Origin of the sequence: Cellulomonas sp. H30R-01 (genome assembly GCF_010119915.1) — a bacterium.
Classification (GTDB): domain Bacteria; phylum Actinomycetota; class Actinomycetes; order Actinomycetales; family Cellulomonadaceae; genus Cellulomonas; species Cellulomonas algicola.
The window spans coordinates 1,544,554-1,557,350 of the sequence record NZ_CP048210.1; the positions used below are offsets into that span (position 1 = coordinate 1,544,554).

Annotated in this window: 11 protein-coding genes; all 11 read right to left on the reverse strand. The window is 74.9% G+C overall.

Translation table 11 applies throughout. From position 1 onward, the window contains the following. Positions 1 to 4: 4 nt before the first annotated feature. Positions 5 to 316 carry an integration host factor, actinobacterial type gene (gene mihF, locus GXP71_RS06780; RefSeq protein ID WP_124343482.1) on the reverse strand — a complete coding sequence of 104 codons (312 nt, stop codon included), beginning with the start codon at positions 314 to 316 and terminating at the stop codon, positions 5 to 7. A 233-nt stretch (positions 317 to 549) separates the two neighbouring features. Further along, positions 550 to 1,359, reverse strand: a complete 810-nt coding sequence (gene pyrF, locus GXP71_RS06785) for an orotidine-5'-phosphate decarboxylase (protein ID WP_162354243.1) — start codon at positions 1,357 to 1,359, stop codon at positions 550 to 552. Between the two features lie 77 nt (positions 1,360 to 1,436). Then, positions 1,437 to 4,781, reverse strand: a complete 3,345-nt coding sequence (gene carB / locus GXP71_RS06790) for a carbamoyl-phosphate synthase large subunit (RefSeq protein ID WP_162352034.1) — start codon at positions 4,779 to 4,781, stop codon at positions 1,437 to 1,439. Next, positions 4,781 to 5,974, reverse strand: coding sequence for a glutamine-hydrolyzing carbamoyl-phosphate synthase small subunit (gene carA, locus GXP71_RS06795; protein WP_162352035.1), 1,194 nt, complete (start codon positions 5,972 to 5,974; stop codon positions 4,781 to 4,783). The genes carB and carA overlap by 1 nt, the downstream gene beginning before the upstream one ends. Next, positions 5,971 to 6,510, reverse strand: a complete 540-nt coding sequence (locus GXP71_RS06800; protein ID WP_162352036.1) for a hypothetical protein — start codon at positions 6,508 to 6,510, stop codon at positions 5,971 to 5,973. Before GXP71_RS06800 ends, carA begins: the two co-directional genes overlap by 4 nt. Continuing rightward, positions 6,510 to 7,826 carry a dihydroorotase gene (locus GXP71_RS06805; protein WP_162352037.1) on the reverse strand — a complete coding sequence of 439 codons (1,317 nt, stop codon included), beginning with the start codon at positions 7,824 to 7,826 and terminating at the stop codon, positions 6,510 to 6,512. Before GXP71_RS06805 ends, GXP71_RS06800 begins: the two co-directional genes overlap by 1 nt. Beyond that, the gene (locus GXP71_RS06810; RefSeq protein WP_162352038.1) at positions 7,823 to 8,815 is read right to left on the reverse strand and encodes an aspartate carbamoyltransferase catalytic subunit; all 993 of its coding nucleotides are present in this window, start codon (positions 8,813 to 8,815) and stop codon (positions 7,823 to 7,825) included. The genes GXP71_RS06805 and GXP71_RS06810 overlap by 4 nt, the downstream gene beginning before the upstream one ends. After that, positions 8,812 to 9,396, reverse strand: coding sequence for a bifunctional pyr operon transcriptional regulator/uracil phosphoribosyltransferase PyrR (gene pyrR / locus GXP71_RS06815; protein WP_162352039.1), 585 nt, complete (start codon positions 9,394 to 9,396; stop codon positions 8,812 to 8,814). Before pyrR ends, GXP71_RS06810 begins: the two co-directional genes overlap by 4 nt. Positions 9,397 to 9,519: 123 nt before the next feature. Then, on the reverse strand, positions 9,520 to 10,932 hold the full coding sequence (locus GXP71_RS06820) for an aminotransferase class V-fold PLP-dependent enzyme (protein WP_162352040.1): 1,413 nt from the start codon (positions 10,930 to 10,932) through the stop codon (positions 9,520 to 9,522). Next, a complete protein-coding gene (locus GXP71_RS06825) occupies positions 10,929 to 12,320 on the reverse strand; it encodes an MFS transporter (protein ID WP_162352041.1) in 1,392 nt (463 codons plus the stop codon). The genes GXP71_RS06820 and GXP71_RS06825 overlap by 4 nt, the downstream gene beginning before the upstream one ends. A gap of 61 nt (positions 12,321 to 12,381) precedes the next feature. Continuing rightward, a complete protein-coding gene (locus GXP71_RS06830; protein ID WP_162352042.1) occupies positions 12,382 to 12,750 on the reverse strand; it encodes a hypothetical protein in 369 nt (122 codons plus the stop codon). Between the last annotated feature and the right edge of the window lie 47 nt (positions 12,751 to 12,797).

Consider the following 12,797-nt stretch of genomic DNA (forward strand, 5'->3'; position numbering starts at 1 on the left):
ACCGTCACCCGAAGCGGTCGACGAGCGCCTTCACCTGGTGGGGTCCGAGGCCGCGGACGCGCCGCGTCTCCGAGATGCCGATCTCGGAGATGATCGCACGAGCCTTGACCTTGCCCACACCGGGCAGGGACTCGAGGAGCGCGAGCACCTTGAGCTTGCCGATCGTCTCGTCCTTCTGGCCCTGCTCGATCACCTCGGACAGGGTGCCCTGCGAGTACTTGAGGCGGTTCTTGACCTCGGCACGGGCCTGCCGGGCGGCGGCGGCCTTCTGGAGCGCTGCGGCTCGTTGTTCGGGAGTCAGCGGAGGAAGAGCCACGCGCGTCACCTTCTCGTCAGTGGGCCAGCGATCTCGACGGATGCGCAGGATCGTGACAACGAAACTAGCGAGGCCCACCCGGGTCGGCAACGCGGACGCGCCGGAGCGACCTGCGAGGACGCACCTTCGGGCAACCATCCCAGGAGTCCCCGGCACGCCGGCGGGCGCGGGCGCGCGCACGCCCTCGCACCGGCGGCCGACCGTCCAGGTCGCCGGTGCGGGGGCGGCACGGCTCAGGCGAGCGCGGCGGCGGCCTCGTCGGCGGCCCGGCGCGCGGCGGCCCGCAGGCGTGCCACGTCGGGTCCGGCGGTCAGGACGCCGCGCGACGACGACGCGAGGACCTGGCGCCGCGCCGCGCCGAACACGGCGGTCAGCTCGCGCGGCCCCGCGCCCTGCGCGCCGACACCGGGGGCCAGCAGCGGACCGTTCACCGCGGTCAGGTCGGTGCCCGTCCGGGCAGCGGCGTCCCCGACCGTCGCGCCGACGACGAGGCCGATCGAGCCCATGGGGTCCACGCCCGCGTTGAGCGCGGCGGCGCGCGCGGCGATCGTCGCCGCGACCGTCGAGCCGTCCTCGGTGCGCGCGTGCTGGATCTCGGGGCCCTCCTTGTTGGACGTCAGGCACAGCACGAACAGGCCACGGCCCGTCGCGAGGGCACGGTCGACGGCCGGGTCGAGCGAGCCGAAGCCGAGGTACGGCGAGACCGTCAGGGCGTCCCCCGCGAGGGGCGAGCCGTCCCGCAGGTACGCGTCCGCGTAGCCCTCCATGGTCGAGCCGATGTCGCCGCGCTTGGCGTCGACCACGACGAGCGTGCCGGTGCGGCGGCCCTCCGCGACGACCTCCTCGAGCACCGCGACGCCCTTCGAGCCGTGCCGCTCGAACAGCGCGGCCTGCGGCTTGACCGCCGCGACCTGGCCGGCCACGGCCGCCATGACGGTCGACGCGAACGTCCGCAACCCCTCCGCGTCGTCAGCCAGGCCCCAGTCGGCGAGCAGCGTGGGGTGCGGGTCGATGCCGACGCACAGCGGGCCGTGCGCGGCCATGGCGGCGGCGAGCCGGGCGCCGAACGGCTCCCGGGACGTCGTCCCGTCCCCCGGCACGCCGACCGTCTCCGCGGCCGTCACGCCGACACCACCGCCGCCGCTGCGCGCTGCTCGCGCCGGAGCGCACCCGCCGCGTCGTGCTCCTGCAGGCTCGTCACCGTGAACGGCCCGGCCTGCGCGGCCTCGATCGCCTGCACCGCGGCACCGAGCTGCTGCACGGTCGTGACGATCGCCTTGTCGGCGGCCGTCGTGGCGGCGCGGATCTCGTAGCCGTCGGCGCGCGCGCCCTGGCCCGACGGGGTGTTCACGACGATGTCGACGTCGCCGGCCGTGATGAGGTCCACGATCGTCGGCTCGCCGTCGGCGCCCCGGCCCGACGAGTACTTGCGCACCACGCGCGACCGGATGCCGCTGCGGTGCAGGACGGCCGCCGTGCCCTCGGTCGCGAGGATCTCGAAGCCGAGCTCCGCGAGCCGCTTGACCGGGAAGACGATCGAGCGCTTGTCCCGGTCCGCGACGGAGATGAACGCGGTGCCGCTCGTCGGGAGGCCGCCGAACGCCGCCTCCTGCGACTTCGCGAACGCGGTCGGGAAGTCGACGTCGAAGCCCATGACCTCGCCCGTCGAGCGCATCTCCGGGCCCAGGACCGTGTCGACGACGACGCCCTCGGCGGTGCGGAACCGCTTGAAGGGCAGCACGGCCTCCTTGACGGCGACCGGCGAGTCCAGGTCGAGCACGCTCGCGTCCTGCACGGGCAGGAGGCCCGCCGCCCGCAGGTCCGCGATGGACCGGCCCGCCATCACGAGCGCCGCGGCCTTCGCGAGCGAGACGCCCGTGGCCTTCGAGACGAACGGCACGGTCCGCGACGCGCGCGGGTTCGCCTCGAGCACGTAGAGCACGTCGGAGACCAGCGCGAACTGGATGTTGAGCAGGCCCCGCACACCGACGCCGCGGGCGATCGCCTCGGTGGAGAGGCGGATCCGCTCGAGCTCGGACGTCGACAGCGTCACGGGCGGCAGGGCGCACGCCGAGTCGCCGGAGTGGATCCCGGCCTCCTCGATGTGCTCCATGACGCCGCCGAGGAACAGCTCCTCGCCGTCGAACAGCGCGTCGACGTCGATCTCGATGGCGTCGTCGAGGAAACGGTCGATGAGCAGCGGCGGGAGCGTCCCGGCGCGGCCGCCGTCGGCGGCGTTGTCGAGGGCGCGCTGCACGTACTCGGCGAGCTGGTGCTCGTCGTAGACGATCTCCATGCCGCGGCCGCCGAGCACGTACGACGGGCGCACGAGCACGGGGAAACCGATCCGGCGCGCGGTCTCGCGGGCGCCCGCGAGCGTCGTCGCGGTGCCGAAGGCCGGTGCGGGCAGGCCCGCGGCCTCGAGCACCTTGCCGAACTCCCCGCGGTCCTCCGCGGCGTCGATGGCCGACGGCGGCGTGCCGAGGATCGGCAGACCGGCGTCCGCGAGGCGCTGCGCGAGCGACAGGGGCGTCTGACCGCCGAGCGTCACGATGAGCCCCGCGACCGGACCGGCGGCGAGCTCCGCGTGGTAGACCTCGAGCACGTCCTCGAACGTCAGCGGCTCGAAGTACAGGCGGTCCGAGGTGTCGTAGTCCGTCGAGACGGTCTCGGGGTTGCAGTTGACCATGACGGTCTCGAACTCGCCCTTGAGCGCCAGCGCGGCGTGCACGCACGAGTAGTCGAACTCGATGCCCTGGCCGATGCGGTTGGGCCCCGAGCCGAGGATGAGGATCGCGGGACGCTCGCGCGGCCGCACCTCGGTCTCCTCGTCGTAGGACGAGTAGTGGTAGGGCGTGAGCGCGGCGAACTCGGCCGCGCACGTGTCGACCGTCTTGTAGACGGGTCGCAGGCCGACCGCGTGCCGGGCGCCGCGCACGGCGTCCTCGGTCGTGCCGCGCAGCTGCGCGACCTGCGCGTCCGACAGACCGTGCCGCTTGGCGTGCGCGAGCACCTCGCGGGTCAGCGCCGGGGCCGCGGTGGTCTCGGCCGCGACCTCGTTGACGAGCTGCACCTGGTCGAGGAACCACGGGTCGATGCCCGTGCGCGCGTACACCTCGTCGACGTCCACACCGGCGCGCAGCACCTGCTGCACGTCGATCAGACGCCCCTCCGTGGGCCGGCCGATCGTCCCGAGCAGCGCGTCGAGGGCCTCCCCCGTCGCCGGCTCGCCGGCCCAGTGGAACACCGAGCCCTTCTTGTCGATCGACCGCATCGCCTTGCCGAGCGCCTCGGTGAAGTTGCGGCCGAGCGCCATGGCCTCGCCGACGGACTTCATGGTCGTCGTGAGCGTCGGGTCGGCGGCGGGGAACTTCTCGAACGCGAACCGCGGCACCTTGACGACGACGTAGTCGAGCGTCGGCTCGAACGACGCGGGCGTCGAGCCCGTGATGTCGTTCGGGATCTCGTCGAGCGTGTAGCCGACCGCGAGCTTCGCGGCGATCTTCGCGATCGGGAAGCCCGTCGCCTTCGACGCGAGCGCCGACGACCGCGACACGCGCGGGTTCATCTCGATGACGACGACGCGGCCCGTCGTGGGCTCGACCGCGAACTGGATGTTGCAGCCACCCGTGTCGACGCCGACCTCGCGGATGACCGCGATGCCGATGTCGCGCAGCTTCTGGTACTCGCGGTCGGTGAGCGTGAGCGCGGGCGCGACCGTCACCGAGTCGCCGGTGTGCACGCCGACCGGGTCGACGTTCTCGATCGAGCAGACGACCACGACGTTGTCGTGCTTGTCGCGCATGAGCTCGAGCTCGTACTCCTTCCAGCCGAGGATCGACTCCTCCAGGAGCACCTCGGTGGTCGGCGAGTAGTGCAGGCCCTGGCCGACGATGCGGCGCAGGTCGTCCTCGTCGTACGCGATGCCCGAGCCGAGCCCGCCCATGGTGAACGACGGGCGCACGACGACCGGGTAGCCCAGGTCCTCGACCGCCGCCAGGGCGTCGTCGATCGTGTGCACGATCGCGGACCGTGCGGACTCGCCGCCGCAGACCTCGACGACCTGCTTGAACTGCTCCCGGTCCTCGCCCTTCTGGATGGCGGGGATGTTCGCGCCGATGAGCTCGACGTCGTACTTCGCCAGCACGCCGGCCTCGTCGAGCGCGATCGCCGCGTTGAGGGCCGTCTGGCCGCCCAGCGTCGGCAGGATCGCGTCGGGACGCTCCTTGGCGATGATGCTCGTGAGGACCTCGGTCGTGATCGGCTCGACGTACGTGGCGTCGGCGAACTCGGGGTCCGTCATGATCGTGGCGGGGTTCGAGTTCACCAGGACGACCCGCAGGCCCTCCTCCTTGAGCACGCGGCACGCCTGCGTCCCCGAGTAGTCGAACTCGCACGCCTGGCCGATGACGATCGGGCCGGACCCGATGACCAGGACGCTGGAGATGTCGGTGCGGCGGGGCATCAGGCGGCACCCTTCGTGGTCGGGTCGTCGGTGCCGGTCATGAGCCCGACGAAGCGGTCGAACAGGTAGGCGGCGTCGTGGGGACCCGCCGCCGCCTCCGGGTGGTACTGGACGGAGAACGCGGGCAGGTCGAGCGCGCGCAGGCCCTCGACCACGTCGTCGTTGAGGTCGACGTGGCTCACGACGACCCGGCCGTAGCGGCCGCCGTCGTGCGGTGCGGTGGACTCGCCGTCGAGCGGGGCGTCCACGGCGAACCCGTGGTTGTGCGCCGTGATCTCGACCTTGCCGGTGGCCCGGTCGATCACGGGCTGGTTCACGCCGCGGTGCCCGTAGCCGAGCTTGTAGGTGCCGTAGCCGAGCGCGCGGCCGAGCAGCTGGTTGCCGTAGCAGATGCCGAAGAACGGGATCTTGCGGTCGAGCACGTCGCGCAGGAGCTCGACCTCGTGCGTCGCGGCCGACGGGTCGCCGGGGCCGTTGGAGAAGAACACCCCGTCGGGCTGCGTCGCGAGGACGTCGTCGATCGTCGAGGTGGAGGGAAGCACGTGCACGCGCACGCCGCGCTCGGCGAGCCGCTGCGGGGTCATGGCCTTGATGCCGAGGTCGACGGCGGCGACCGTGGCGACGGGCGTGTCGAGCGGCGTGCCGTCGGGGCCGAGCGCCTCGACGACGTACGGCTCGTCGGTCGAGACCTCACCGGCCAGGTCCGCGCCGGCCATGGCGGGCGCGGTGAGCACCTCGTCGAGCAGCTCGTCGACCGGGCGCCGGTCGCCCTCGGGGCCGACCAGCGCCTCGCCCGAGAAGACGCCCGCGCGCATGACGCCGCGCTCGCGCAGGTGCCGGGTGAGGGCGCGGGTGTCGACGCCGCTGATCCCGACGACGCCCTGCGCGTCGAGCTCCTCGTCGAGCGTGCGGCGCGCGCGCCAGCTCGACGACCGGCGCGCGGGGTCCCGCACGACGTACCCGGCGACCCAGATGCGGCCCGACTCGGGGTCCTCGTCGTTCACGCCGGTGTTGCCGATGTGCGGCGCCGTCATGACGACGATCTGGCGGTGGTACGACGGGTCGGTCAGGGTCTCCTGGTAGCCCGTCATGCCGGTGTTGAAGACGATCTCGCCGAGGGTCCTGCCGGTGGCGCCGTACGCCTGCCCGGCGAACGTCCGGCCGTCCTCGAGGACGAGCACTGCGTCGGTCATGGTGTCTCCTCCTGCCCGGCGGGGGCGCCGGGCGTGTGGTCGATGAGGGCGGCGACGGCGTCGACCAGCGCGGGGCGGTCGGCGGCGTGCCGGGGGCGCAGGCCGGTGTCGAGGCCGCGCGGGTCGTCGGGGTCGGGCTGCCAGGTGAGGACGACGAGCCCGTCGCCGCCGACGACCTTGCCCGCGATGCCGGGCGCCGTGCCCGCCGCGCGCAGGGTGTCGGCCGGCACGAACACGTCGGCCGCGCCGGTCCGGGTGATCCGGACGCCCGCGTCGTGCACCGCCACGACGGCCGGGCTGCGGACGCCGAGGTCGTGCGCGACGACCCGGTCGAGCCAGTCACCGGCCCGCGTCGAGGACACGTAGAGCGCCTCGACCGGACCGAACCGGGTCTCCCCCAGGTCCGCGGGCTCCGCCGGCAGCGACGGGACGACCTCCTCGGTGCGTCGTCGTCGGGCGACCCAGCCGGACCGCATGCCCCACAGCGCGAGCAGCGCGAGCGCGACGCAGCCGGCGACGGCGAGCGCGGTGCGCATCAGCGGACCACCGCCGTGTCGCACGGCTCGCCGTCGAGGACGGTCGCGCGGCCGCGCAGGAAGGTCGCGACGACCCGTCCGGGCAGCTCGCGGCCGCGGAACGGCGAGTTGACGGCCTTCGTGGCCTGCTGCGCGGGCTCGACCGTGGTGCTCGCGGCCGGGTCCCACAGCACGAGGTTGGCGGGCTCGCCGACCGCGATCGGCCGGCCGTGGTCGGTGACGCGGCCGATCCGGGCCGGCGCCTCGGACAGGACGCGCGCGACGTCGGCCCACGTGAGCCGGCCGGTGTCGACCATCGTCTGCTGCACGACGGACAGCGCGGTCTCGAGCCCGGTCATGCCGAACGCGGCGGCCGCCCACTCGCAGTCCTTGTCCTCGCGCGTGTGCGGCGCGTGATCGGTCGCGACGATGTCGATCGTGCCGTCGGCGAGCCCGGCGCGGACCGCCTCGACGTCCTCCGCCGTGCGCAGCGGCGGGTTGACCTTGAACACCGGGTCGTAGCCGCGGGCGAGGTCGTCGGTGAGGACCAGGTGGTGCGGGGTGACCTCGGCGGTGACGTCGATGCCGCGCGACTTGGCCCACCGGACGATCTCGACCGAGCCGGCCGTCGACAGGTGGCAGACGTGCAGGCGCGACCCGACGTGCTCGGCGAGCAGCACGTCGCGCGCGATGATCGCCTCCTCGGCGACCGACGGCCAGCCGGTCAGGCCGAGCTCGGCCGAGACGACGCCCTCGTTCATCTGCGCGTTCTCGGTGAGGCGCGGCTCCTGCGCGTGCTGCGCGACGACGCCGTCGAACGCCTTGACGTACTCGAGCGCGCGGCGCATGAGCACCGGGTCGTGCACGCACTTCCCGTCGTCGGAGAACACGCGCACGGCGGCCTCGGACTGGGCCATCGCGCCGAGCTCGGCGAGCTGCTCCCCCGCCAGGCCGACGGTCACCGCGCCGACGGGGTGCACGTCGGCCCAGCCGGCCTCGCGGCCGAGCCGCCAGACCTGCTCGACGACGCCCGCGGTGTCCTGCGTGGGCGAGGTGTTGGCCATGGCGTGCACCGCGGTGAACCCGCCGAGCGCCGCGGCGCGCGTGCCGGTGCGGATCGTCTCGGCGTCCTCGCGGCCGGGCTCGCGCAGGTGCGTGTGCAGGTCGACCAGGCCGGGAAGCAGGACGAGGCCCGCGCCGTCGACCTCGACCGCGTCGTCACCGGCCTGCGCGCGGGCGTCCGCGCCGGTCGCGGCGACCACGCCGTCCGCGAGGAGCACGTCGACGGGGTCCGCGCCCAGGGGGGCGACGGACGTCAGCAGGTACCGGGGGTTCACGCGTCCACCTTCGTCGTCGGGGCGGGCGACTCGCCCGCGAGCAGCAGGTACAGCACGGCCATGCGGACGGCGACCCCGTTGGCGACCTGCTCGACGATCACCGCGCGCGGCGAGTCGGCGGCGTCGGCGGAGATCTCCAGGCCGCGGTTCATCGGTCCGGGGTGGAGCACGATCGCGTGCTCGGGCAGCGCCGCGAGGCGGCGTGCGTCCAGCCCGTAGCCGCGGGTGTACTCGAGCGGGCTCGGGAAGAACCCGCCGCCGGCGCTCGACATCCGCTCGCGCTGGACGCGCAGCATCATGACCGCGTCGGGCTTGTCGTCGGCGATGACCTCGTCCAGGTGGTACGAGACGCGCGCGGGCCATGCCTCGACGCCGACCGGCACGAGCGTCGGCGGGGACACGAGCGTGACGTGCGCGCCGAGCGTGTGCAGGAGCTGCACGTTCGACCGGGCCACCCGCGAGTGCAGGACGTCGCCGACGATCGCGACCCGCAGGCCCGCGAGGTCCTGGCCGCTCACGTCGGCGCGCCCGCCGTCGCCCACGAGGTGGCGGCGCAGCGTGTACGCGTCGAGCAGCGCCTGCGTCGGGTGCTGGTGCGTCCCGTCGCCCGCGTTCACCACGGCGCCCGACGTCCAGCCCGCATGCGCGAGCGTGTGCGGCGCACCCGACGCCTGGTGCCGGATGACGACCGCGTCCGCGCCCATGGCCTGCAGCGTGAGGGCCGTGTCCTTGAGCGACTCCCCCTTCGAGACGCTCGACCCCTTGGCGGAGAAGTTGATGACGTCGGCGCTCAGCCGCTTGGCGGCCGTCTCGAACGAGATGCGCGTGCGCGTCGAGTCCTCGAAGAACAGGTTGACGACCGTGCGGCCGCGCAGCGTCGGGAGCTTCTTGATCTCGCGCGCCTGCGTCGCGGCCATCTGCCCGGCCGTGTCGAGGATGCGCACCGCGTCGCGGACGTCGAGGTCCGCCGCGGACAGCAGGTGCCTCATCGGGTCCCCCCGTCGATGACGACGGCGTCGCGGCCGTCGGTCTCCTCGAGCAGCACGCGCACGCGCTCGGTCGTGGACGTCGGCAGGTTCTTGCCGACGTAGTCCGCCCGGATCGGCAGCTCGCGGTGCCCGCGGTCGACCAGCGCCGCGAGCTGCACCGCGCGCGGGCGGCCGAGGTCGCTGATCGCGTCGAGCGCGGCGCGGATCGTGCGGCCGGAGTAGAGGACGTCGTCGACGAGGACGACGACGCGCCCGTCGAGGCCGCCGCCCGGGATGTCGGTCGCGCCGATCGTCCGCGTCGGCTGGTGGGCCAGGTCGTCGCGGTACATCGTCACGTCGAGGCTGCCCGCGAGCGCGCCCGGGTCGAGTCCGGGCTCGACGTCGGCGAGGCGCTGGGCGAGCCGCCGTGCGAGCGGGAGGCCGCGGGTCGGGATGCCGAGGAGGACGACGTCGTCGCCGCCCTTGTTGCGCTCGAGGATCTCGTGGGCGATGCGGGTGAGCGCCCGGCCGATCTCGGGGGCGCCGAGCACGACGTTCGCGTGCTCGAGGCTGCCGCTGGACGCGGGCGTGCCTGTGCTCATGCGGACTCCTTCCCCGCCTCACGGGACGGGTCTTAAAGGACGCTGGTGGTGCTCGGATCCTAACCCGCACCCCCTGCCGGGGCGGGGTGCCGTCTCATGCGCGCGGCGGGTCCGTGACGAGCGTCACGGGCGGGGTGCGACGGCGCGGGCGAGGACCTCGACGAGGAGAGGGCGGACGACGTCGGGCGGGAGCGCCTCGAGGGTGGCCATGACGGCGGCGAGGTCCTCGGGGAGGCCGTCGGTGAGGACGTGCTGCGCGAGGGCGGGATCGGGGGTCGCGGGGCCGCGGCCGCGGACGTCGGCGGCGGCGGTGCGCAGGGCGGTGGCGAGGTCGTCGGCGACGCGCTGCGTCACGGGGGTGACGGTGAGGTGGGCGGTGCGGGGCAGGACGGTGCCGTCGGGCTGGGTGAGGGCGGGCTGGGCCTGGGTGAGCCAGCCGCGGCGGCGCAGGGCGTCGACGAGGTGGAAGGGGTCGACGCGGTCGCCCTCGGGGGCGTGGTCGTCGGTGGCGAGCGCGAGGAGGGGTCCGGTGGGGCGGCCGACGACGCGCAGGCCGGGGGTGGTGGCGGCGGCGGCGTGGAGTCGGGTGGTCGCGTCGCGGGTCTGGGCGACGAGCGCGGCGAGTCCGTCGTCCCCGAGCGCCTCGAGCACGGCCCACGCGGCCGCGAGGCCTCCCGCGGACCGGGACCCGAGAACGGTGGGGTTGACGACCGGGTAGCCCGGCCAGGCGGTCGTCGCGAAGTACTGCGCGCGGTGCCGGGCGGGTTCGCGGTAGAGCACGACGGAGGCGCCCTTGGGTGCGAAGCCGTACTTGTGCAGGTCGGCGGAGATCGAGGTGACGCCGTGGACGGCGAGGTCCCACGGCGGGACGTCGTCGCCCCACCAGGGCAGGACCCAGCCGCCGATGCAGGCGTCGACGTGGCAGGCGACGCCGCGCGCGGCCGCGCCGGCGGCGACCTCGGCGACGGGGTCGACGACGCCGGAGGGATAGCTGGGGGCGCTCACGACGACGAGGGCGGTGCGGTCGTCGACGGCGGCGAGGACCGCGTCGGGGTCGGGGGTGCCGCGGGCGGGGTCGACGGGCACGGGGACGACGTCGAGGTCGAGGTAGGCGGCGGCCTTGTGGAACGCGGGGTGGGCGGTCGTGGGCAGCACGAGGGTCGGTCGGGCGTGGACGCGTGCCGGGTCGGCGGCGCGCCAGGTGTCGCGTGCGGACTTGACCGCGAGCAGGCAGGACTCGGTGCCACCGGTGGTGACCGAGCCGACGGTGTCGGGTCCGCCGTGCAGGACGTCGCGGGCGCGCGCGACGAGGCGGCTCTCCAGGGCGGCGACGGACGTGAAGGTCGTGGGGTCGAGCCCGTTGACGGGGAGGAACAGCTCGACGGCACGGGCGGCGACGGCGTCGACGTCGGCGCGCCCGGAGTCGTACACGTAGGACAGGACGCGTCCGCCGTGCGTGGGCGGGTCGGCGCGGCGCAGGTCGGCGAGGTCGGCGAGGACGTCCGCGGCGGGCCGGGCCGTCCACGCGCGCGTCACGCCGTCACCCCCGTCGCGGGCGCGTCGACGACGGCCTCGGTCAGCCGGTACCGGCCGAGCGTCGCGACGCTCGCGGCGGTGAGGACCGCGGGCAGCAGGCTGAACGCGAGCGCGATGCCGGTGACCGCCGCGGCGGGCTGGTCCGCGAGCGCGCCGCCCTCGCGCGAGACGAAGCCGGTGACCGCGAGCGCGCCGAGGACGAGCGTCGGGCCGAGCGCGAGGCCCGCGGTCTCGGCGGCCGTCCAGACGCCGCCGAGGACTCCGGCCCGGTCGGTGCCGCGCTCGCGGGCGTCGACGGCGGCGACGTCGGGGAGCATCGCGAGCGGGAAGAGCTGCATGCCCGCGTAGGCGACGCCGGCGAGGGCGACGAGCGCGTAGACCCACGGGCCGGGCGCCCACCGCATCGGCACCAGGGCGAGGGTCGCGGCGACGAAGAGGCCGGACGCGGCGACGTACCCGCCGCGCTTGCCGAGGCGTCGTCCGATGCGGGTCGCGAACGGCATGACGAGCAGCGCGGGGGCGACGAGGGCGACGAACAGGACGGTGACCGCGCCCTCGTCGCCGAGGACGTAGGTGGCGACGTACGGGGCGCACGCGAGCATGGCGCCGGTCGCGAGGGCCTGGAGCACGAAGGTCGCGAGCAGCCACCGGAAGGCGGGGATCTCGCGCAGGGCGGCGATGCCGAGGCGGAGGGCGTCGCCGCGGACGCGGGGCCGTGGTGCGACCGGGGGGCCGTCGGTGGGCGGGGTGACGGCGGCGCGGCGGGGTGCTCCCCACCAGGCGCCGAGCATGCCGAGCCCGAGCACGGCGCCGCAGACGACGCCCATGACGAGGTAGCCGGTGCGCCCGCCGCCTGCCGCGTCCCGCACGAGCGGGCCGCCGGCGCCGAACGCGAGGATCGCGACGGCGAGCACGGCGATGCGCGGGGCGAGCAGCCGGGTGCGCTCGGCGGAGGTCGACGCGATCTCGGCGGGCAGGGCGATGTACGGGACCTGGAAGAGGCTGAACGCGGTGGCGGCACCGACGAACCAGACGACGACCCAGGCGGCGGCGGGGACGCCGGCAAGGGCGGCGGGTGCCGCGAAGACGGCGGCGAACAGCGGCGGCAGCGTGAGTGCGCCGGCGAGCAGATAGCGGCGGCGGCTGCCGTGCCGGGCGGCGGACGCGTCGGAGCGGGCGCCGACGAACGGGTCGATCACGACGTCCCACAGCTTGGGCACGGTGACGACCAGGGACGCGAGCCCGGCGGCGACGCCGAGCGTGTCGGTGAGGTAGTAGGCGAGCACCAGGCCGGGCAGCGTGCCGAAGCCGCCGGTGCCGACCGAGCCCGCGGCGTAGCCCACCACGGTGCGCCGCGGCACGCGCGCGGCGGGTGACGTCGTCGTCATGGGCGCCGATGATGCCAGGGCCGGGGCCGGGGCCTGGGCCGCGGGCGGCGCGCGCCGCGGGTCAGACGGGCCGCACGTCGACCTCGACGTCGTCGCTGCCGTCGAGCAGGACGGGGACGGACGTCGTCGAGACGAGGTCGCCGGGCGCGAACGCGCGCGCGTCGGGGTCGGCGCCGGCCCGGACGCGGACCGTGAAGCGGCGGCGGGGGTCGGGGCCGGCGGTCGCGGGCACGTCGACCTCGAGGACCGTGCCCTGGGCGGGGACGTGGACGTCCCGCAGGAGCCGCTCCCCCACGCGGACGGCGGGGGCGTCGGCGCGCGAGACGTCCTCGACGGACACGAGCACGGACGGCAGCGTCGTCGCGGTGCCGGTGCCGGGCAGGGCGACGCGCACCCGCACGCTCCGTGTGGAGCCGTCGTCGTGCGTCATCGCTCCACCCTATTCCGTGTGACGTATCTCACACCGTCGCGCCGGGC